20 protein-coding genes are annotated in these 20,979 nt (G+C 46.6%); 6 read left to right on the forward strand and 14 right to left on the reverse strand.

Translation table 11 applies throughout. The annotated features are described in order from the left end of the window. The first annotated feature begins 138 nt into the window (after positions 1–138). The gene (gene yihA / locus ACF8EG_RS09660) at positions 139–798 is read left to right on the forward strand and encodes a ribosome biogenesis GTP-binding protein YihA/YsxC (RefSeq protein ID WP_069506344.1); all 660 of its coding nucleotides are present in this window, start codon (positions 139–141) and stop codon (positions 796–798) included. Between the two features lie 757 nt (positions 799–1,555). Here the strand turns inward: yihA and polA are convergent. The 3 genes from polA to hemB form a co-directional block, all read right to left on the reverse strand. Further along, positions 1,556–4,348, reverse strand: coding sequence for a DNA polymerase I (polA, locus tag ACF8EG_RS09665; RefSeq protein ID WP_021453385.1), 2,793 nt, complete (start codon positions 4,346–4,348; stop codon positions 1,556–1,558). 616 nt (positions 4,349–4,964) lie between these two features. Continuing rightward, positions 4,965–5,399 (reverse strand): GNAT family N-acetyltransferase, encoded by a 435-nt coding sequence (locus tag ACF8EG_RS09670; protein WP_069506342.1) that lies wholly within the window; start codon positions 5,397–5,399, stop codon positions 4,965–4,967. A gap of 141 nt (positions 5,400–5,540) precedes the next feature. Next, positions 5,541–6,602 (reverse strand): porphobilinogen synthase, encoded by a 1,062-nt coding sequence (gene hemB, locus ACF8EG_RS09675; protein ID WP_005489689.1) that lies wholly within the window; start codon positions 6,600–6,602, stop codon positions 5,541–5,543. A gap of 181 nt (positions 6,603–6,783) precedes the next feature. Here hemB and ACF8EG_RS09680 point away from each other — a divergent pair, with 181 nt between their 5' ends. Further along, positions 6,784–7,545 carry a TatD family hydrolase gene (locus tag ACF8EG_RS09680; protein ID WP_021453370.1) on the forward strand — a complete coding sequence of 254 codons (762 nt, stop codon included), beginning with the start codon at positions 6,784–6,786 and terminating at the stop codon, positions 7,543–7,545. 253 nt (positions 7,546–7,798) lie between these two features. After that, a complete protein-coding gene (locus tag ACF8EG_RS09685) occupies positions 7,799–7,933 on the forward strand; it encodes a hypothetical protein (protein WP_005478679.1) in 135 nt (44 codons plus the stop codon). Positions 7,934–8,011: 78 nt separating this feature from the next. On the opposite strand, the gene tatC is transcribed toward ACF8EG_RS09685, so the two are convergent. The 7 genes from tatC to rmuC all read right to left on the reverse strand — a co-directional run bounded on the left by tatC (position 8,012) and on the right by rmuC (position 14,197). Beyond that, positions 8,012–8,752 carry a twin-arginine translocase subunit TatC gene (gene tatC, locus ACF8EG_RS09690; RefSeq protein WP_005459771.1) on the reverse strand — a complete coding sequence of 247 codons (741 nt, stop codon included), beginning with the start codon at positions 8,750–8,752 and terminating at the stop codon, positions 8,012–8,014. A 68-nt stretch (positions 8,753–8,820) separates the two neighbouring features. Continuing rightward, positions 8,821–9,219 (reverse strand): Sec-independent protein translocase protein TatB, encoded by a 399-nt coding sequence (tatB, locus tag ACF8EG_RS09695; protein WP_005496675.1) that lies wholly within the window; start codon positions 9,217–9,219, stop codon positions 8,821–8,823. Between the two features lie 3 nt (positions 9,220–9,222). After that, the gene (gene tatA, locus ACF8EG_RS09700; RefSeq protein ID WP_005456852.1) at positions 9,223–9,468 is read right to left on the reverse strand and encodes a Sec-independent protein translocase subunit TatA; all 246 of its coding nucleotides are present in this window, start codon (positions 9,466–9,468) and stop codon (positions 9,223–9,225) included. Positions 9,469–9,516: 48 nt separating this feature from the next. Then, a complete protein-coding gene (gene ubiB / locus ACF8EG_RS09705) occupies positions 9,517–11,151 on the reverse strand; it encodes a ubiquinone biosynthesis regulatory protein kinase UbiB (protein ID WP_069506340.1) in 1,635 nt (544 codons plus the stop codon). Continuing rightward, a complete protein-coding gene (locus ACF8EG_RS09710; protein ID WP_005456848.1) occupies positions 11,148–11,783 on the reverse strand; it encodes an SCP2 domain-containing protein in 636 nt (211 codons plus the stop codon). The genes ubiB and ACF8EG_RS09710 overlap by 4 nt, the downstream gene beginning before the upstream one ends. An 11-nt stretch (positions 11,784–11,794) precedes the next feature. Further along, complete coding sequence (gene ubiE, locus ACF8EG_RS09715) at positions 11,795–12,574, reverse strand: bifunctional demethylmenaquinone methyltransferase/2-methoxy-6-polyprenyl-1,4-benzoquinol methylase UbiE (RefSeq protein ID WP_005456853.1); 780 nt, start codon at positions 12,572–12,574, stop codon at positions 11,795–11,797. Between the two features lie 78 nt (positions 12,575–12,652). Next, the gene (gene rmuC, locus ACF8EG_RS09720; protein WP_025624384.1) at positions 12,653–14,197 is read right to left on the reverse strand and encodes a DNA recombination protein RmuC; all 1,545 of its coding nucleotides are present in this window, start codon (positions 14,195–14,197) and stop codon (positions 12,653–12,655) included. Between the two features lie 169 nt (positions 14,198–14,366). On the opposite strand from rmuC, the gene ACF8EG_RS09725 reads away from it, so the two are divergent. After that, positions 14,367–15,275, forward strand: coding sequence for a DMT family transporter (locus tag ACF8EG_RS09725; RefSeq protein ID WP_069506339.1), 909 nt, complete (start codon positions 14,367–14,369; stop codon positions 15,273–15,275). A 213-nt stretch (positions 15,276–15,488) separates the two neighbouring features. Continuing rightward, positions 15,489–17,924 (forward strand): EAL domain-containing protein, encoded by a 2,436-nt coding sequence (locus ACF8EG_RS09730; protein ID WP_069506336.1) that lies wholly within the window; start codon positions 15,489–15,491, stop codon positions 17,922–17,924. A 32-nt stretch (positions 17,925–17,956) separates the two neighbouring features. On the opposite strand, the gene ACF8EG_RS09735 is transcribed toward ACF8EG_RS09730, so the two are convergent. The 4 genes from ACF8EG_RS09735 to ACF8EG_RS09750 are packed head-to-tail and all read right to left on the reverse strand — an operon-like array spanning position 17,957 to position 20,094. Further along, complete coding sequence (locus ACF8EG_RS09735) at positions 17,957–18,985, reverse strand: AI-2E family transporter (protein WP_069506334.1); 1,029 nt, start codon at positions 18,983–18,985, stop codon at positions 17,957–17,959. 9 nt (positions 18,986–18,994) lie between these two features. After that, complete coding sequence (locus tag ACF8EG_RS09740; RefSeq protein WP_075111088.1) at positions 18,995–19,345, reverse strand: hypothetical protein; 351 nt, start codon at positions 19,343–19,345, stop codon at positions 18,995–18,997. After that, positions 19,290–19,802, reverse strand: a complete 513-nt coding sequence (locus ACF8EG_RS09745; protein WP_020904388.1) for a phage holin family protein — start codon at positions 19,800–19,802, stop codon at positions 19,290–19,292. The genes ACF8EG_RS09740 and ACF8EG_RS09745 overlap by 56 nt, the downstream gene beginning before the upstream one ends. A gap of 43 nt (positions 19,803–19,845) precedes the next feature. Beyond that, positions 19,846–20,094, reverse strand: coding sequence for a hypothetical protein (locus ACF8EG_RS09750; protein ID WP_069506332.1), 249 nt, complete (start codon positions 20,092–20,094; stop codon positions 19,846–19,848). Between the two features lie 445 nt (positions 20,095–20,539). Here ACF8EG_RS09750 and ACF8EG_RS09755 point away from each other — a divergent pair, with 445 nt between their 5' ends. After that, positions 20,540–20,971: a PA2169 family four-helix-bundle protein gene (locus ACF8EG_RS09755; RefSeq protein WP_069506331.1), complete on the forward strand. Its 432-nt coding sequence runs from the start codon at positions 20,540–20,542 to the stop codon at positions 20,969–20,971. Positions 20,972–20,979: the final 8 nt, after the last annotated feature.

A 20,979-nucleotide genomic window follows, 5' to 3' on the forward strand; every position in this document is an offset into this window, starting at 1 on the left:
AGCTTCCAGTACCACGGAATGTGAACATACCGCGTACACTCATGGTACAATAGGCGACCTTATGCCGAGCACGGTTATTTTACACAATTTCACAAAAAAGTAATCAATCGACTACACAAAGTCGAGATGGAGTTAACAGTGAGCGTAAAAATTCATTACCAAAATACGCATTTCATCACCAGCGCGCCCGATATTCGCCACTTACCGGAGGACGAAGGTGTCGAAATTGCGTTTGCAGGACGCTCAAACGCTGGTAAATCGAGTGCACTTAACCGTCTAACTAATCAAAAAAGCTTAGCCAAGACATCCAAAACACCTGGTCGTACCCAATTGATCAACCTATTCAAAGTAGAAGAAGGTTGTCACATTGTCGATCTACCGGGATATGGTTTTGCTCAAGTACCGGTAGAGATGAAAAACAAATGGCAGAAATCTTTAGGTGAATACCTACAGAAACGCGAGAGCCTAAAAGGCCTAGTGGTTCTGATGGACATTCGTCACCCAATGAAAGATCTCGACCAGCAAATGATTTTCTGGGCTATCGATAGCCGTATTCCAGTACAAGTGTTGCTAACTAAAGCTGATAAGCTAAAAAGTGGCGCACGTAAACAGACACTTCTGAAAATTCGCAAACAAGTAGAAACTTTCGGTGGTGACGTTTCGGTTGATGTTTTCTCTTCACTAAAAGGATTAGGGGTCGATCAGCTGCGCGCGAAACTGGATACCTGGTTTGCACCAGCACTGGCTCACCTGATTGAAGAAGACGATCTAGAGATGCCAGAGAGCAACGAAGAATAATTAACAATATTTGTTAAATTTTTTCGACACAGCCCTGCCATTTGGTGGGGCTTTTGTTTATCTAGACAAAGCAAAAACCGGAATTTCAGGCAATAAAAATCCCCACCTTCCTGGCAGGGATAACGGGAGAGAAAAATTGGTAATTATTGTTATGTTGCAAAGCATTACTGAACTATCGAATGATTTCAATAGTTCAAAAAGTCATCTGCTTTTCTAATCTTGAGTCTTTTCGTTTACCAAACATTAATAAAGAAAATTAAATTCAATAAGTTAGATAAGTTTCACCCCTCAAAAAGGCCGACTTACTTTCTTTCGAGAAAAAATAATAGTGTGAATGGCGTAAATTTACAGGATGAATAAGTCGAAGAAATAACGACAAAAAATCAGTGGAAGCAAATAGTTAGCGAGAGAGAATTGCGAGGACAGCGCCAAAATGGATAAGAAACTGAGTTAAAAGGAATTTTTCTTTCGCCCAATAAAAAACGCCCCAGTCAAAAACTGACTGGGGCGGCTGAATCAGCCTAATCCAATAACGTGAAACAAAAGGTCTGAAAGATAGAACATCTTACCTCTGTACCCTACGCGATCTAATGTACAACAATTGGTCAGAATTGCAAAGATTTTTTGTAGTTTTTTTTCATGAAAGTTTTATTAAGCAACATTAATTTTCAAATTCAAGTTGCTTTTTTAATGACACAAAAAAGCCAGCGTTTGTGCGCTGGCTCATACTAAATCGACCAAATTGATTTAAAAATGATTAGTGTGCTTGATCCCAGTTGTCACCGTGACCAGCTTCTGCCACTAAAGGCACTTTCAACTCTGCTGCAGATTCCATCAATTTTTGTACTTTACTTTCAATTTCGGACAAAGACGACTCTTCGACTTCAAATACCAGTTCATCGTGTACTTGCATCAAAAGTTTTACGCGACCATTGCCTTCTTCTTGAATCCATTGATCCACTAGCAGCATCGCTTTCTTAATAATGTCCGCTGCAGTGCCTTGCATTGGCGCATTGATCGCCGCTCGTTCTGCTGCTTTACGACGCATACCATTACGCGATTTGATTTCTGGCAGATGCAAACGTCGACCAAAAATGGTTTCGACATAACCTTTATCAGCTGCTGCGCTGCGCGTGTCTTCCATGTACTGCATTACACCTGGGTAACGCTCGAAGTATTTGTCCATGTAAGCTTGCGCTTCACCACGAGGAATGCCCAGCTGTTTTGCCAAGCCGAATGCGCTCATGCCGTAGATCAGACCAAAGTTCACCGCTTTTGCACGACGACGCTGCTCACTGGATACCTGATCAATAGACACTCCCATGATTTCTGCTGCGGTTGCGGCGTGAATGTCTTTACCGTCGCGGAAGGCATCAAGCAGCGCTTGGTCGCCAGAAAGGTGCGCCATAATACGCAGCTCGATTTGCGAGTAGTCGACAGCCAGAATCTTGTAACCAGCAGGAGCTACAAACGCCTGACGAATACGACGACCTTCTTCGTTACGGATTGGAATGTTCTGCAAGTTTGGATCGGTAGATGACAAACGACCTGTCGCAGTCACCGCTTGATGGTAAGAGGTGTGTACACGACCAGTTGAAGGGTTGATCATCTTCGGCAGCTTGTCTGTGTATGTCGACTTCAGCTTCGCTAAGCCACGGTATTCTAGGATCAGTTTTGGCAGTGGGTAATCCAACGCAAGCTCCTGCAACACCTCTTCATTGGTTGAAGGTGTGCCAGATGGCGTTTTTTTCACAACAGGTAGACCCATTTTTTCAAATAGGATGGCTTGCAACTGCTTTGGCGAGTTCATGTTGAACTCTTGTTCTGCGATTTCGTAAGCTTTTTGTTCAAGCTCTTCTAAACGGGCCGCGATTTCTACCGATTGAGCGCTCAGCTTCATGTCATCAATCAGAACACCAGTGCGCTCAATGCGAGACAAAACAGGGACTAGCGGCATTTCGATTTCTTCGTAAACCGATTTTAGCTTTTCATCTTGTTCGATGTTAGCAAACAGACGATTGTGCAGACGAAGCGTGACGTCTGCATCTTCTGCTGCGTATGGCGATGCTTGCTCAAGCTCGATTTGGTTGAAGGTCAGTTGGTTTTTACCTTTACCCGCGATTTGTTCGAATGAAATGCAGCTGTGTTGTAGGAAACGAAGTGCCAAGCTGTCCATGTCGTGTTTGCCGCCTACGCTGTTGTAAACGTAAGACGCCAACATGGTGTCGTATTTGATGCCTTTCATCTCGATGCCGTAACGTGCCAGCACAGACGCGTCGTATTTTAGGTTCTGACCGACTTTCGCTTGAGCGTCGTCTTCAAGAATTGGTTTCAGCTGCTCAAGAACCCAATCGCGATCCAGTTGCTCTGGCGCATCCAAATAATCGTGTGCGACAGGGACATAAGCCGCAATACCTTCATCGATGGCAAATGACAAACCGACGAGGTTCGCCACCATGTAATCAAGGCTGTCCGTTTCGGTATCAAAGGCAAACAGCTCTGCCGCTTTGAGTTTTTCTAGCCACGCATTGAAAGAAGCTTCGTCCAAAATGGTTTCGTACTGACTGCGATCAATCGTTACCGCTGAGGTTTCCATTTCAGCATGCGAAGAAGATGATGATGCTTGCGCAGAGCCTGCAAGTTCAACCGCTTCGACAGTGCCTGAGCCGCCTTCAAGCAGTTCGTTCAACCAAGACTTAAACGTCAACTGACCATACAGTTTGATCAATTCGTCTTTGTTTGGCTCTGCTTTCAGTAGCGACTCTGGTGTTTCTTCCAGTTCCACATCCAGCTTGATGGTAGCCAGCTCATAAGACAGCATAGCGTTGTCTTTGTTGTCGACCAGCTTCTTCGCCATGGTTTTCGAACCGCGGAAACCAAGTGCCGCGATATCATCCAGATTTTCGTACAACTTAGTCAGGCCACCAATGCCTTGCAGCAAAGCGGTCGCCGTTTTGTCGCCCACACCCGGTACACCAGGGATGTTATCGACTTTATCGCCCATCAACGCTAGATAGTCGATGATCAACTCTGGCGGAATACCAAATTTTTCCACCACCCCTTCACGATCCATCACGACGTTCGTCATGGTGTTGATCAAGGTAATGTTGTCATCCACCAGCTGAGCCATATCTTTATCGCCAGTACTGATTAAAACAGGCATGCCTTGTTGCGAGGCTTGGTAAGCCAACGTACCGATGACGTCATCTGCTTCCACGCCAGGAACGCAGATCAACGGCAACCCCATCGCACGAATAACGTTGTGCAAAGGTTCAATTTGGCAACGCAGATCGTCCGGCATTGGTGGACGATTCGCTTTGTATTCTGAATACATCTCATCACGGAAGGTTTTACCCTTCGCATCAAACACCACCGCAATACGCTCAGACGCAAATTGACGCATCATACTGCGTAGCATGTTCACCACACCGTAAACTGCGTTGGTTGGGATTTCACCATTACTCATCGTGCCCGGGTAAGCGTGAAAAGCGCGATATAGGTAAGAAGAACCGTCGATAAGAATCAGCGGATTTTCAGGAATACTTGCCATAATTGTCTGTATCCAAATCAGTACTTAATAGATCTGCCTAGGATGCCATGACTGCTGATCCGAATCTATCTTGTTCGTTCGATCCAGATCGCGGAAATTTTCCGATTTATTCAAGAAAACCACCATCATCTGTGGATAACTCTGTTTATATAAATTATCCACAGATTGTACAATGATAGAAAAGACAAAAAAATACAAACATATATTATTGTTTTTAAAGGATTATTTTTAAACAAGGCGAGAAGATCAACGATCTTAAAATGATCATGTCATGTGGAAAAGTTACGGATAGTGACGTCAAATGGAAATCGTAGAAAAGAAAAAAGCGACCCAATTGGGTCGCCTAGCAGAAGTGGTAAAGCCAGTTCCATATCATGGCAGCTTAACCAAGAAGCTATAAATTACACTGGAAGCAATGTGAGCAATGTCGTGTCAAAAAGAATTCGTGCAAGTTCTTGGATAAATGTTTCATCACCTTCTCAACACCAGTTAATCAACTTCTGTTAATCAGTAATTCAACGTCCTTGTGAACTTTCCTCATTCCCTAAGACAGGATTAATAATAATGATTATCATTTAACAGTCAACAGTTAAATGAGAAAAAATCTCATTTATTTTCACATTGCTTTAATGAAATGCACTCTCGATTCACGAAGATTGATTTTTTCTTCAAACTTTTCAATAAGATAACCATTTCTCAACAACAATCTGAGCATGGCAGGAAATTGGTTTCGAGATTTCACTTTTAGTGTTTTATAACCTTGTTCTGCGACCCACTCTTCTTGAGCCTCTAACAACATCTGCGCGACTCCCTCATTTCGAGCTTGCGGCGCAACACCACCAAACCAACTATAGAAGGTGTCTTCATCCAGTTCGTAGCCGATTTTAAAACCGACAATAGCACCGTTTTTCTCAGCCACTAGGATTAGGCTGTTTTTGTCTCCAAGACGCTGTGACATCGAATCTAAGGTTTCTCCGTTGGCAAACTCTTTCACTCGAGTGACCACTTGAAGTGCCTCTTTCAACGTGCCTTCACGAATCAGCATTGTCATTGTTCTCTTCTCCAGAAATAAATATACCCAAGCACCTTGGATTTTTTGGGATATACAAGCCTTTTGTAATCCGCCTGAGGTTACTTGGGTATATGCAGACGAACAACTATTGTCGGTCTGGTTTTTCTCACTGAGCGATAATTACTCTTCTGTCGCTTCTCGAGCCATCTTTAGGTGCTGAGCGGCTTGTGCATTCTCTTCCGCTAACCACTCTGCAACGTCTTTTGCAAAGTAAGTCAGGATGCCATCGGCGCCCGCACGCTTAAAGCACAGTAGTGATTCCATTACTGTCTCGCGCTCTTTTAACCAGCCATTAAGAATCGCCGCTTTGTGCATCGCGTACTCGCCCGATACTTGGTAAGCAAATGTCGGAACTTGCAGCTCGGTTTTCACTCGGCGAACTACATCTAAGTATGGCATACCTGGCTTAACCATCACCATGTCTGCCCCTTCATTGATGTCCATTGCGACTTCATGCATTGCTTCATCAATGTTTGCTGGGTCCATTTGGTAGTTTTTCTTGTTACCACCTTTTAGATTAGACGAAGAACCGACGGCATCTCGGAATGGGCCGTAGTAGTTTGATGCGTATTTAGCCGAGTAAGCCATGATTTGAGTATGAATGTAGCCCGCTTCTTCTAGCGCAACTCGGATTGCACCGATACGACCATCCATCATGTCTGATGGCGCAACCACATCTGCGCCCGCTTCGGCATGAGACAATGCCTGCTTAACTAACACTTCGGTGGTTTCATCGTTCATCACATAGCCATCTTCATCAATGATGCCGTCTTGGCCATGTGTGGTGAACGGGTCTAGTGCGACGTCTGTAATCACACCGATTTGTGGCACGTGCTCTTTTAGTGCACGTACTGCGCGCTGAACCAAACCTTCTGGATTGTAAGCTTCGGTAGCGCATAAGCTTTTAGCGTCTTGGTTTACGACAGGGAAAAGCGCGATGGCAGGAACGCCTAGATTTGCAAGGTATTGTGCTTCTTCTAGCATTAAATCAATCGACAAACGCTCTACACCCGGCATGGATTCCACGCTCTCACGACGATCTTTACCCATAAGGATGAACATTGGGTAAATCAGATCATTCACGGAAAGTTGGTTCTCAGCCATCAAACGACGACTAAAATCGTGTTTACGTAAACGACGCATACGGCGTGCAGGGAATGGACCTTGAATTGATACAGACACCATTTTCTCCTTGTCTGGACGGTTATGATGATCAAATCATCTGGTGAACAAAATCATATCACTCTTGATGCACCTTGCGAGTGACAATCTGGAAAAAGGCGATGAAAAAAACTGAAAATGACCCAGCACTCACACTCAAGTATACTTCTCGTACCAAACGGACAAAGTACAGAGAAAGACCATGATCGATACCCACGCGCACATATACGCGAGCGAATTTGATAACGACCGCGATGAAGTGGTTGAGCGCGCCTTAACTCAAGGCATCACTAAAATTTTGCTGCCGAATATCGATCTGGACTCGATTGAACCGATGCTGCAGACCGAAGCAGCTTATCCGGAAGTGTGCCACTCAATGATGGGTTTGCACCCATGTTACGTTGATAGCAACGTTGATCAAACGCTAGAAATCATCCGAGGCTGGTTCGAAAAACACAACTTTATCGCCGTAGGCGAAATCGGCATCGACCTGTATTGGGATAAAACCCACCAAGCAGAGCAAGAGATGGCTTTCGTAACCCAACTCAATTGGGCAAAAGAGATGGATTTACCTGTGGTGATCCACACCCGCGATTCCATCGAAGAAACGCTGACTCTGCTTCGTCAAGAGCAAGACGGTCGCCTGCGTGGCGTGTTCCATTGTTTTGGTGGCAGCTTAGAAGAGGCGCGAGCAATTAACGAGTTGGGCTTCCACCTTGGTTTAGGCGGTGTATCGACGTTTAAAAACGGCGGCATGGACCAAGTCATTCCACACTTAGACATGCAATGGGTCATCTTAGAAACAGACTGCCCATATTTGGCGCCAGTGCCGCATCGCGGTAAACGCAATGAGCCAGCTTACACATCGCTCGTCGCGCAGCGAGTGGCAGACTTGCGTGGCGAAGAGGTCGCAACCATAGATGCTATCACCACGGAAAATGCAAAAAGCTTATTCAAGATTTAAGCAAGACAACAAACGCAACAAGCGACCACACTAGGTCGCTTTTTATTGCCTAAACGGTTGGGTGAACAGGCCAAACCTGAAACGACTCAACCAGCAATACTGTAGTGTTGATAGACATAACTATTAACTTGTAACCCTACCCACTTCGCATCATGCGTATTCCATCAGTACGCTTCTTGTGACTGTCCACAACTCGACACATTCTTTTCTTATACTGCTATTCGCCTACGTCTTAGCACAGGTGTAAAACAACATGAATACGGATATTGAAATGTGTACACATGGTGCTTACTTGCAACGCGTACCACGCAACTTTTTTCAAAAGCTGCTAGGCATCAAAGAAGTTTATGTCTGTACTAAATGTGGTTACGTATTGAAAGTTAAGTAGTTAGCCCAAAATAACAAACCAACCGCAACAAAAAAGCGGCTCATTTGAGCCGCTTTTTACTGTCTAAAAACTGAAGGATTACTCCTCTTCTTCCTCATCTTTACGAGTGTAAAAACGAGCAAAGAACAGACCAACCTCAAACAGTAAGCACATTGGGATCGCAAGTAACGTCTGCGAAATCATGTCTGGCGGCGTCAGCAGCATGCCGACAACGAACGCTGCCACAATAATGTATGGACGCTTCTCTTTTAGGTCTTGCGGCGTGGTCGCCCCAGTCCAACAAAGTAGGATGATCGCCACTGGCACTTCGAACGCAATACCAAACGCCATAAACAGCGCCAGCACAAAATCTAGGTAGCTCGAAATATCGGTCGCAAACTCAACCCCACCGAGAGAAATCGCAGTAAAGAAGCCAAATACCAGTGGAAATACCACGTAATACGCAAAGGCCACGCCACAGTAAAACAGCAACGAGCTAGAAAACAGCAATGGCATGATCAAACGACGTTCGTGCTTGTACAGACCTGGCGCAACAAAGGCCCAAACCTGATACAAAATAAACGGCACCGCAACAAATACTGAGGCGATAAGCGTCAGTTTTAGAGGGGTGAAAAATGGTGATGCCACATCGGTTGCGATCATCGTCGCGCCTTCTGGTAAACGTTCAACCAAAGGTGCGGAGATAAACTCGTAAATGTGGTTAGAGAAATAAATTAGCCCGACAAACACCACCAACACTGCCAAAATTGAACGCAGTAGTCGGTTGCGAAGCTCCAACAAATGACTAATTAAAGGCTGTGTCTGCTCGACGGTAGACATGGCAAACCTCTTATTAAAAATCAGATCAAAAAGGAGCTACCAGTCACTAGTAGCTCCTCCTAATGAGACTATTCGGCTTTCTTATCTGCCGCTGAAACCTTAATCTCTTCCACTTTTTCTGCACTTTCAGCCACTGGTTCTGCTTTTGCAGGTTCCGTTTCTGATTGCGCCTTATCAGCGTAAGGGCGGTTTACAGATTGCGCTGCTTTCTTCAATTCTTCGACCGAAGATTTGAGCTCAGGAGATAAATCTTCCATCCCCATTTGCTCAGCTTTGCGCAAGTTTTCTTGCAGCTCTTGGACTTTTAGCTCGTGCGACAATTCGTCTTTAACGCTATTTGCCATATTCTTAGCAGCACCGATAAAGCGAGACACGCTTCGAATAGCATGAGGCAAACGCTCCGGTCCAAGAACGACCAGACCAACAACAGATATTAATACCAGTTCCCAAAAACCGATATCAAACACGTTTTATGCCTGCTCTTTGTCTTTTTTAGTTTCAGGTGCAGCTTCTTTTTGCTGCTGTTTTTCTAAACTTTTTGGCTCGAAGTCTGCGTCTTTTTCATTTTTCGCAGAATCTTCATCGCTCATTGCTTTTTTGAAGCCCTTAACGGCACTACCTAGATCGCCACCGATGCCACGTAGTTTCTTAGTTCCGAATAGCAATACAACAATTACAGCAATGATTAGAAGTTGCCAAACACTGATACCACCCATTCTTTTTACCTCGGGTCTTTAAACAAAATTATTTCAAGAGTTTAACGTCTATTGACGATAAGCTCGCCAACTAAGCAGCCAAAATGTGACACCTGCGATACCGCTGGCCATCGAAAGCTGCTCATAAGCGTTATCCACCAATATTGCCGAGCATACGACTAAAGTGGCGCCAACGCCAAATAAAAACTTTCCTGTCGCCTGCTGGCGCTTACTTTGGCGATAACCTTGATAAAGCTGATCCATACGCTGGTTCATCGCTTTACCCTGTTTGAGGCTATCGTAAAGTAGCTCCGGCAGTTCCGGCAATTTCTCCGCCCAAAATGGCGCGCGATCTTTGATTGAATTAACCAAAGCTTGCGGGCCCACTTGATTCATCATCCATTCTTCAAGGAATGGCTTTGCGGTCTCCCACAAATCGAGCTGCGGATATAATTGTCTACCAAGCCCCTCAACGTACAGCAGCGTTTTTTGCAGCAGCACTAATTGAGGTTGCACTTCCATATTAAAGCGACGTGCGGTGTTGAACAGGTTCAACAGCACATGGCCAAAGGAGATCTCACACAGTGGCTTAGCAAAAATTGGCTCACACACAATGCGAATCGCGAACTCAAATTCATCGACATTGGTATCTGCCGGAACCCAGCCTGAATCAACGTGCAACTCCGCTACTCGGCGATAGTCACGATTGAAAAACGCGAGGAAGTTTTCCGCCAGATAACGCTTGTCTTCACTATTAAGTGTACCAACGATCCCGCAATCTAGCCCGATCCACATTGGGTTCTCTGGGTGTTCAGGTTTAACGAACACATTCCCGGGATGCATATCGGCATGAAAGAAACTGTCTCGGAACACCTGAGTGAAGAACACACTCACACCACGCTCCGCCAGCAACTTCATATTGGTGCCATTTGCTTCCAAGCCTTCAATATCAGAGACTTGGATGCCATATATTCGCTCAGAAACCATGACAGTTTCATTACTGAAGTCAGGAAAAACTTCAGGAACATACAATTCTTCGCTGCCTTCGAAGTTACGACGCAGTTGAATGGCATTCGCCGCTTCACGACGTAAATCGAGCTCGTCGAGCAAGGTTTTTTCGTACTCGCGTACGACTTCAACGGGTTTTAAACGACGTGCTTCAGGCATCGCTCCGGCGACTATACGCGCCATTCGGTGCATCAGTTTTAGATCTGAATCAATGACCGGGCGAATATCTGGACGGATAACCTTTAATACCACTTCTTGGTTAGTGTCTTTTAATCGCGCAGTATGCACCTGCGCGATGGACGCTGACGCCAGCGGTTTGATGTCAAACTCGGTAAACCAGTTCTCTAACGGCCCGCCTAACGCTTTTTCCATCTGCTGCTTGGCCAGCTCGCCGTCAAACGGGGCAACTTGGTCTTGCAACAGCGCCAGTGGATCGGCGATATGCGGAGGAAATAAGTCGCGGCGCGTTGACATCATCTGACCGAACTTAATCCACACTGGGCCAAGTTCTTGCAGCGCAAGACGTAAGCGTTCGCCAAGCGGTTTTTCTGGGTGTTGGTTCTTTATCCAGAATAGGCTCTTGCGCATCAATAATGGCGCTTTGGTCAGTTGATGATCGGGCAACAACTCATCCAAGCCGTATTCCAGCTGCACTTTGATGATGCGGTATAAACGCTTTAATTCTGCTGGCGTCATGGTTTCTCCAGCGCTGGCTTATCCGAACCAACTTTGCTCAATAGAGCATTGAGACGCGCTTCAACGCGAGAAGCTTGGCTGCGTACCTCATCCACTTGATCGCAAAAATACGCGACTTCCAATGGTGCGGGTGCCAATTTCCACTCTTCTGTGACCACTTGGGCAAGGTGACGCTGATGTTTTTCCGCTTGAGAAACGAAGAAACCACCCACGTTTTTGGTGCCTTGTACCAAAGTGTGTGCAACCACATCGCCTGTTACGCGAGATAACCACTCTTCAATGTCCGGTTTGCAATCGGTCATCAACTGAGAAAATTTCTGCGCCAGTTGAATATCACCTTCAAGTTCAAGCTTGTCTTGCTTAATCAAGCGAGTGATGTTGGCTTGGTCACGCAGCTCAGGCAGCACGCTCAAGTTCAACGAGAGATAGCAGTCAGGCTGACCTTCGTAGTTACCCAGCACATCAATCTGCTGACTGAAAACAAACGTCAGCGTCTTGTCGATTTCTTTGAGGTGAACTTGGATAACTTGGCCCTTGAGACGCGCTAAACGACGACCCAATGCAGGATCGTCTTTAATCAGTGTGTTCAGCGAAGTTTCAATGACAGCAGTGATAAGAGGTTCAAATGGCATGCCGTTAACCCTTAGAATTTGTAACCGCGGTGCAACGCCACAATACCACCCGTTAGGTTGTAGTATTTGGTGTTTTCGAAGCCAGCGTCTTGCATCATGCCTTCCAGAGTTTCTTGGTCTGGGTGCATGCGAATAGATTCAGCAAGGTAGCGGTAGCTTTCTGCGTCATTCGCGACCAATTCGCCCATTTTTGGCAATAGGTGGAATGAGTACGCGTCGTACACTTTTGATAGTGGTTCGAGAACTGGTTTAGAGAATTCCAAAACCAATAGACGACCACCTGGCTTGAGGACGCGGAACATTGAACGCAATGCTTTGTCTTTGTCGGTTACGTTACGAAGACAGAAGCTGATGGTGATCACATCGAAGTAATCATCTGGGAAAGGCAGCTCTTCTGCGTTTGCTTGTACGTAGTGTACGTTACCCACAATGCCGTTATCGCGCAGTTTGTCGCGGCCAACATTCAGCATTGAGTTGTTAATATCTGCCAGAACAACGTGGCCTTGGTCACCCACAATACGCGAGAATTTCGCGGTTAGGTCACCCGTACCACCACCTAGATCCAGAATGCGCTGACCAGGACGAGCGCCACTGCAATCGATCGTAAAACGCTTCCAAAGGCGGTGAATACCACCTGACATCAGGTCGTTCATGATGTCGTATTTCGCTGCCACTGAGTGGAAAACTTCGGCAACTTTGGTCACTTTTTCTTCTTTCGCCACTGTGGTGAAACCAAAGTGGGTCGTTTCGTTCTCTAACGCTGTATTGGATTGCAAGCTTGTGTCCGTCATTCTAATTCCTCTTGGGCAGCACTTGTTCACTACAGGGCGTTTGCTGACAATGAAAGTCGCCCTCTGTACTGCGGGCGATTAGTTTACTTTATCCTCAGCCGGATGTCTTTCTACTAACGATTCATTTGGTGATTCATTTTCTGAAAATGCATCACTTTGCGCCAACTGCGCAAGGTCAGAAGAAATCGGTCGTTTGATTTCAACCCCCAACTGCCTAAAGCTTTCTGCTTGACGAATCACGTTGCCACGGCCTGTCGCCAGCTTGTTCATAGCGCCTTGATAGGTTTGGTTCGCTCGGTCTAATGCGCCGCCCAACCCTTCCATGTCGTCGATGAATAAACGCAGCTTGTCGTACAGTTTGGTGGCGCGCTGGGCGATCAATTTGGCGTTTTCATTCTGACGTTCGTTGCGCCATAAATTGTCGATGGTGCGCAGTGCCACCAGCAACGTGGTTGGGCTAACCAAGATGATGTTTTGCTCCATCGCATCTTTGATCAAGCTTGGGTCGGCTTGAATCGCCACTTGAAACGCCGGCTCTACCGGAATAAACATCAGCACATAATCGAGACTTTGGATGCCTTTGAGCTTGTGGTAATCCTTCATGCTTAAACCTTTGATGTGCGCACGCAGTGCGGTGAGGTGAGCACTTAACGCGCGGTCGCGTTCAGCATCCGTTTCGGCATTAAAGTAGCGCTCGTACGCCACCAATGCCATTTTCGAATCGACCACCACTTGCTTGTTTTGTGGCAAATGCACAATCACATCCGGTTGGTAACGCTTACCCGCTTCGCTCTGTAGGTTCACTTGCGTTTCGTACTCGTGCCCTTCGCGCAGCCCCGATTCGGCTAAAACGCGCGCCAACACCACTTCACCCCAGTTACCTTGCTGTTTGTTATCGCCTTTGAGCGCTTGGGTCAGGTTCACGGCTTCTCGAGTCATTTGTTCATTGAGGCGTTGCAGATTTTTCAGCTCATGCACCAGCGTATGACGCTCTTTAGCTTCTTGGCTAAAGCTGTCGTTGACTTGCTTTTTGAAACCTTCTAACTGCTCTTTTAACGGTGACAACAACCCTTCTAAACTTTGACGGTTTTGCAAATCGACTTTCGCGGTTTTCTCTTCAAACAGTTGATTGGCAAGGTGCTCAAACTGTTGTTTCAGACGCACTTCGGCCTGCTCTAAAATTTGCAGTTTTTCCGTATTAGCCTGATTCATTTGCTCGTGGCGCGCCTGCTGCTCACGAAGCTGCGTTTCCAAACGGGATTTTTGTTCACGCATTTGGCCCAGCTCATCAAAATACTGCTGACGTTCTTGTTTGACGGCTTCGAAGTAACGCAATTTCTCCATGGCCGCCATCAACTTGCCGTGTGATTGGCGCACTTCAAAGGCCGCTTTATCGCGCTCGTTGTCGAGTTCATCCAACTCTTGCTGCGCATCGGCAAGGCTTTGCTTTACTTGTTCAAGCTGTTGTTGATGAAGCTGTTTTTCTGACACCAACTGCTGTTCGAGTAGTTGAGTTTGAGTAATAAAGCGCTGCTTTACCCACCAACCCACGGCGACACCGCTCGCTGTCGCGGCAAAAAGAGAAGAAAGAATGAGAGATTGATGCTCAAGAATCCATTGCATAATAGCGAGTTAGCCTATGTTTTATATCTTTATCAATGGTATTTAGACACTGGATAAATGTCCAGTTTGTTGGATGAAAAATCCTCGCATACACTAGGCACTCCGTACAACATACTCACTCCCGCTCACTCTTTCAGCAAAGAGCGGCACATCATCACACAGAGGCATCATGAACGAGCGTCGTGCCCTAGGATTTGGGCTCTCAGCAGTATTACTTTGGTCAACGGTTGCAACCGCATTTAAACTGACATTAGCGGAATTTACGCCGATCCAAATGCTGTGTATCGCCAGTATGGTTTCTGCCATCGCGCTTACGATTGTGTGCGGTGTGCAAGGTAAATTAAACCAGCTAAGTGCTACTTTTCTCTCTAATCCTTGGTACTACTTGCTGCTTGGTTTGATCAACCCGTTGGCGTATTACTTGATCCTATTTAAAGCGTACGATTTGCTGCCCGCTTCTCAAGCGCAGGCCATCAACTACAGCTGGGCCATTACGCTCACCCTGATGGCAGCGGTGTTTTTGGGGCAAAAGATTCGTGGCAAAGATTGGATAGCGTGTGGATTCAGTTACCTCGGCGTGATCGTGATTGCAACGCAAGGCAATGTGCTTGGCATGCAGTTTGAGAGTCCGCTTGGCGTTGGCTTGGCACTGCTGTCGACGTTACTTTGGGCGGGTTACTGGATTCTCAACACCAAAAACAAAGCCGATCCGGTGGTGGGTGTTTTGCTGGGCTTTTTGGTCGCGATCCCATTCACCATCGCTTTAAGTTGGTACGAAGGCGCAAGCTGGCAAGCTATCTCCACCAAAGGCTGGGCGGCGGTGACATACGTCGGCCTGTTTGAGATGGGAGTGACATTTGTGCTGTGGTTGAGCGCCTTGAAGCTAACCCAAAATACGGCGCGCATCAGCAACCTGATCTTCGCTTCGCCATTTATCTCGTTGATGTTGCTGGCGACCATTATTGGTGAAAAAATCCACCCATCGACGCTGATTGGACTTGTCTTAATCATCAGTGGTTTGGTCATCCAACAGGTGACTTGGGGTAAAAAAGCCAAGGCGGCGAACGCATCGCAATAGTTGGTCATGCCCGAAAAACTTAGGACAATATGAAAACGGAGAAATGAAATGAGTTGGATAAAAAAGAGAGCTCGCTAACATTTTATTGATCGAAAGTGCCTTCAGTCGCTTGGAATTGTTCAAGCGTTGGATACGATATAACCAAAGCCCAGCCGCCAAACACGGCGACATTCCTATAAATATTTGTGGGCACTTCAGGATACTTTACTAATTATGTTTCGCTTCGCTATTCCTTCACCGTTGATGACTGACTGGCAACACGCTCTGCAGCAATGCTGTGATGCCACTCAAGCTCAGGGACAACTTTATACCCTGAGCTACACCAAACAATGGCTATCCAGTGAGGTATCCACCTCGCCACAAAATCACCGCGCCATTGTGGCGATGATTGAGCAAAACTGCGCGCAATTTTCCGCGCCGCACTTTGACGTAGTTTGCTCACAATTTGATGATAAAAACCTGAGCCTGTGCCCAGTATGGCTACCGAATGAGGAGCTGTTTGCCGTTGTGACGTTGACGCACTCAACGCAGCAAAAGCAAACCGTTTCTGCGTGGCTGAACGCACTGGCAGGCCGCATCAGTTTTGATGTTAGCCAGCATTATCATCAAGAGCTCAAACGTCATCACTCACACGCCAACAAGCCACTACCAACGCTGCAAGAATTCATCGATTGTCTGGATGACCACATCTGGATCAAAACCACCGACGGTCTGTACGCCATGACTAACCGCAGCGTGGAACAGGCGTGGAAAAAGTCTAACGATGACATCGTCGGGAAGAACGACTTTGACCTTTTCAGCGCCGAACGCGCGGAAAAATTCATTGATGCCGACCGATTAGTGGTCGCCACTGGCACACAGAACATCGTTGAAGAGTGTCGCCAAATTGATGAAAACAACAACCCAACTTGGCTGGAAACCATCAAATCACCGGTACGAAATCAGGCCGGTGACCTGATCGGCATTTTGGGCATGACGCGCAACATCACCCGTCGCAAGATGGTGGAAACGCAATTGTCGTTAGCGTCGAAAATCTTCAACAACTCGCAAGAAGGCATGGTCATTACCGACAGCAATGCCAACATCATTGATGTCAACAACGCGTTCTCGCAGATCACCGGATTCAGCGCCGAAGAAGTGATTGGGAAGAACCCCAACATCCTCCGCTCTGGACACCATGATGATGCTTTTTACCAACAACTTTGGCAGCAACTTGAAACCAAAGGTCAATGGAAAGGCGAGTTTATCAACCGCAAACGTGATGGCAGCATTTACCCGCAATTAGCCACTATTAGCGCGGTAATGGATGACAAAAACCACCTAATTAACTACATCTGTGTGTTTGAGGACATCTCAGTGCGCAAAGCGCACGAAGAGAAACTGCAACGCATGGCGTTTTATGATCCGCTGACCAACTTGCCCAACCGAACCCATTTGATCAGCTTGCTGGAACAGCACATCGAGATGGAACAACCTTTTGCTACGTTGTTTCTTGATATCGACCACTTTAAGCACATTAACGACAGCATGGGCCATTTCTGTGGTGATCAACTGTTGTCGAAACTGGCGGTTCGCCTGCAAGACATTTTGCACCTGAACGCGAATGTGGCTCGCATCGGTGGCGATGAATTTGTCATCGTACTGCCGGACATTGACGGCGATTCTCCGTTACTCGAAACGTTAAGCTCGATTTTGGGTGTGTTCCGCCGTCCGTTCGATCTGGCAAATCACGATTCGCTGCGGATCTCCACCAGCATCGGTATCGCACTCTACCCGAACGACGGTCAAGACAGTGAAACGCTGCTAAAAAACGCCGACACCGCAATGTATCTGGCGAAGAAAAATGGCCGTAACGGCTACGCGTTCTACTCTCCGGATTTAACTGACAAATCGGTATCGCACGTCCGTATTCAATCTGCGCTGCATGAAGCAATAGAAAAAGAACAACTGCATTTGGTGTATCAGCCGCAATACAACCTCGCGCAAAACGCAATTATTGGTGTGGAAGCCTTGGTACGTTGGGAACACCCAGAATTTGGCTTAGTGCCACCTGCGGATTTTATTCCTATCGCAGAGAAGACTGGCTTGATTCAAAGCATCGGCGAATGGGTACTCAAAGACGCCTGTTTACAAGGGACTGACTGGCTGGCGAGAGGCGTTCAATTTGGCAAAATTGCAGTCAATGTATCGGCACTTCAACTGCAACAGTCACGCTTCATCAACAAGCTCAAAACCATCCTTCGTGAAACGGGATTCCCGGCGCATCGCTTGGAGCTGGAAATTACCGAAAGCTTTTTGCTCATCGATCCCAAACTGGCCATCGCATCGCTAAATCAGCTGTGTGAACTCGGAATCGAGATTTCGTTGGATGACTTCGGCACAGGCTATTCTTCGCTGTCGTACCTCAAAGGTTTGCCAATCAACAAACTGAAAATCGACCGCTCGTTTGTCAGTGATGTGCCTAACGACAACGACAGCAACGCCATTGTTAACGCCATCATTGCGATGGGCACTACGCTTTCACTCAAAGTCGTGGCGGAAGGCATCGAAACGCCAGAACAAGTGGCTTACTTGGTCGACAAAGGTTGTATCTACGGTCAGGGATATTTATTCAGCCCACCCGTTGCGGCGGAAAAGTTATTTAACTAAGCACAACGTTCAATACACTGGCAACTTTGCGGTTAGATGTTCGTCGAACCGCAAAGCGCCAAACGATCCGCTAAAATGTTGATGCACACCAACAGCGGCACGCCAATCAACAGCCCCATTCCGCCCCACAACCAACCCCAAAAGACCAGCCACATAAAGATGACTAACGGGTTGAGGTTAAACCGCCTCCCTAGCAAAGTTGGGGTGACAAACTGACTCTCGATTAAATTCAGCAACAGATATATCGACACCACTGTCAGCATAAAACTGACCGAATCTAACTGCAGATACGCAACAAAACCAAAGCTCACCATCGACATCACTGGTCCCAAATACGGTGCGAAATTCATTACCCCAGCAAACGCACCCCATAGAAATGGGTCTTCAAGACCGAGGACAAAAAACACCAATCCTACACACAAGCCTAAACCCGCATTGACCAAAGTAATGGTGCCGATGTAGCGCGATAAATCTTTCTGCAGAGCCTGCACCAACTCCACCGCTTGACGCTGTTTCGAAAAACCACGCAAACGCGATACCGATTTACGAAACAGACTTCGACCATGATTAAGCATGAAATACACCATAAACAGCACAATCATCGCCTGAGTTAACAGCGTTGGTGTGGTGGTCGCGAGCGCTTTCAGCAGAGAAAACACCGTGTTGTTGCCCATCTCGTCAATGTTCATGTCACTGGCGATCTCAAGCGGCGCGTTCATGTGCTCTGACGACGCTTTGGTCACTTCATTCACTTCTTGCGAAACGTTTTGGGCGATGCTTGGCAACTCAGCCCACCATTGTTTCGCGGGTTCTGATATCGCCGCTAAACCGAGTATTGAAACACTCACCAATAACGTCAACGTCACCACCACGGTTATCGTGCGTGGCAGGCCTTTGTCTTCAAAATAATTGATCAGCGGGCTAAACAGCAGTGCCACGAACGTACTTATCACCATAGGTAACAGCACCGGTTTGGCGAAGTAGAGCGCAGGAACAAGCAATAACACCAGCAGAGACACGCCAATCACGGTATTGATGGGAAGGTTTAATTTTCCATTCATGCGCGTCCTCTACTGATGAGGTGGTAAATCGGATGGTTGAGCCGCTTCTTCACCAGCTTCTTTTGAGGATACAGCAGACGATGAAGAAGATTTGGCTAGCTGGCCACTCAAATCCATCGCGCCATTGAGCAGCAAACTGATGGAGGAGAGAGATGACGTGACGCGAGACAGTCGCCCAGCTTTCGCAACAGCAATCGCGGCAAAAGCGCTCAACCCAAGCGCAGTCCACGGGTTTTCTTGCACGAATCGGTTCGAGGTAAATTTGAGGGTTTGCTTATCCAGCAAGCATTGCTCCAAAGCCGCTTTACCCTCGATGCGTTTTATCTGCATGGCTCGGTCGAGTTTGGTTAGAGAACGCATGCCAGCCCTCCTGCAATTGGTCGGTTGTATTTTTGAAACCAAGGAAGTGCGTCAGCCGCTTCTGCCACCACGCCAACCCAACTAGCGCTAGACCTAACGACACAATAAACACGCCAACACTTAGCAGTAGTTGAGCGGTAAAGTGGTACGTCACTACACCCGCAGCCAAACACACACTGAAGATAAACAGCACCGACAGCAGCGTAAAAATGATGCTGAACATCACGATTTGGCGCGCAGCCGCCACGTTGACTTTCATCTCTAGCAAAAACAAATCCAACGTCGAGCCCGACCACGTTCGCAGTGACGTCGAAAGGTCGTCAATCTGTGACAAAATGGCTCGTAGCCCATTAATGGCTTGTTCAACTTCCTGATTTTTAGCCCCATTTAGGGCTCGGCTACTGTCTGCAGTAGCCGAGCCTTGGCGCTCATTGATGGTATGCTCGGAGTCATTCATAAAACTCTTCCTTCATGATTAGAGCGAAATGTAAGGAACAGGCTTATTTGATGAGCTTAGAGACCGCCCAACCTGCCAGGAATGCACAACCGATACTCAACAGCGGGCGCTCTTTAATAACGTTTTCAGCGGATTTGGTCGCTTGCTGAATGCTCTCCGCGCCGACTTCCAGCTTCTCTTTGGCATGTTCTTTCATGGCGCCAACCGCTTCTGAAGTGGCTTGCTCTGCAAGGTGGTACGCCTCTTCAAAATGCTCTTGAGGTTTAACTGCGCTTTCTTTTGTATTAGCCATAACTAGCCTCCGTTGATTGAGATTACCTTGGATTAAACGGTTGTGATTCCGCTGAGAAGTAATCTAATAAAAGTGAATTCTTTTCGTTTCCTCGTGAGTGGTATTGCGATTACTGTGCCAAGTTAATAAGTCATTGTTTTTATTGAAATAGAATTTAAATAACTCCTATCGTTGCAAAATGACCTGTAATTATTTCCTTTGAATGGATTCTTATTTGTAATTTTTTCTTATTCCCCACAAGCAATCACGCGCAATTAATAACCACCACCATGCTTACTCCTTATATTATCTGGCATCTCTCACACTCAATATTCATGGCATACAAAATGCTAGATATAAAATGCCACATGAAAAATATTGTTCATATTTAATGGCTAAGGCATCGCAATATAAGTTGCGCTTAAGCACTGCAATAAAGTAACCGCAGTAAAATAAAGGAGAAGATATGAGAAATGAAAACATCGCCTCAATCATTGAGCTTATTCACAGCGGTAATGATATTTACAAGAAAGCGATTGATAACATCGACAACACATCGCTAAACCATGTATTGCAGGATCTGGTTCATGTACGAGAACACGCCGCATTAGAGTTGAAACCTTATGCGATTGCGAATCCTCAAACTGCCGACGACACGCCCGTGTCTTACACCATCAAGGCACGCGAAGTATACAGTGATGTCATGAAAGAAATGTCGTCAGACAAAGAATCGATGTACTTGGAACAGCTCGAAGGCGTGGAAAGTAAGGTATTGAAAGAGATCGAAAACGTCATCACCGCGCAGCCAGAGCAAGCAGATAACGCCGTGCTACTCAAAGTGCGCAGTGACATCAAAAGCTGTAAAGAAAAACTCAGCAATATTAGCCTGATCAGCTAATCGATAAA

The organism is Vibrio sp. YQ_11, assembly GCF_043103065.1.
Taxonomy (GTDB): domain Bacteria; phylum Pseudomonadota; class Gammaproteobacteria; order Enterobacterales; family Vibrionaceae; genus Vibrio; species Vibrio parahaemolyticus.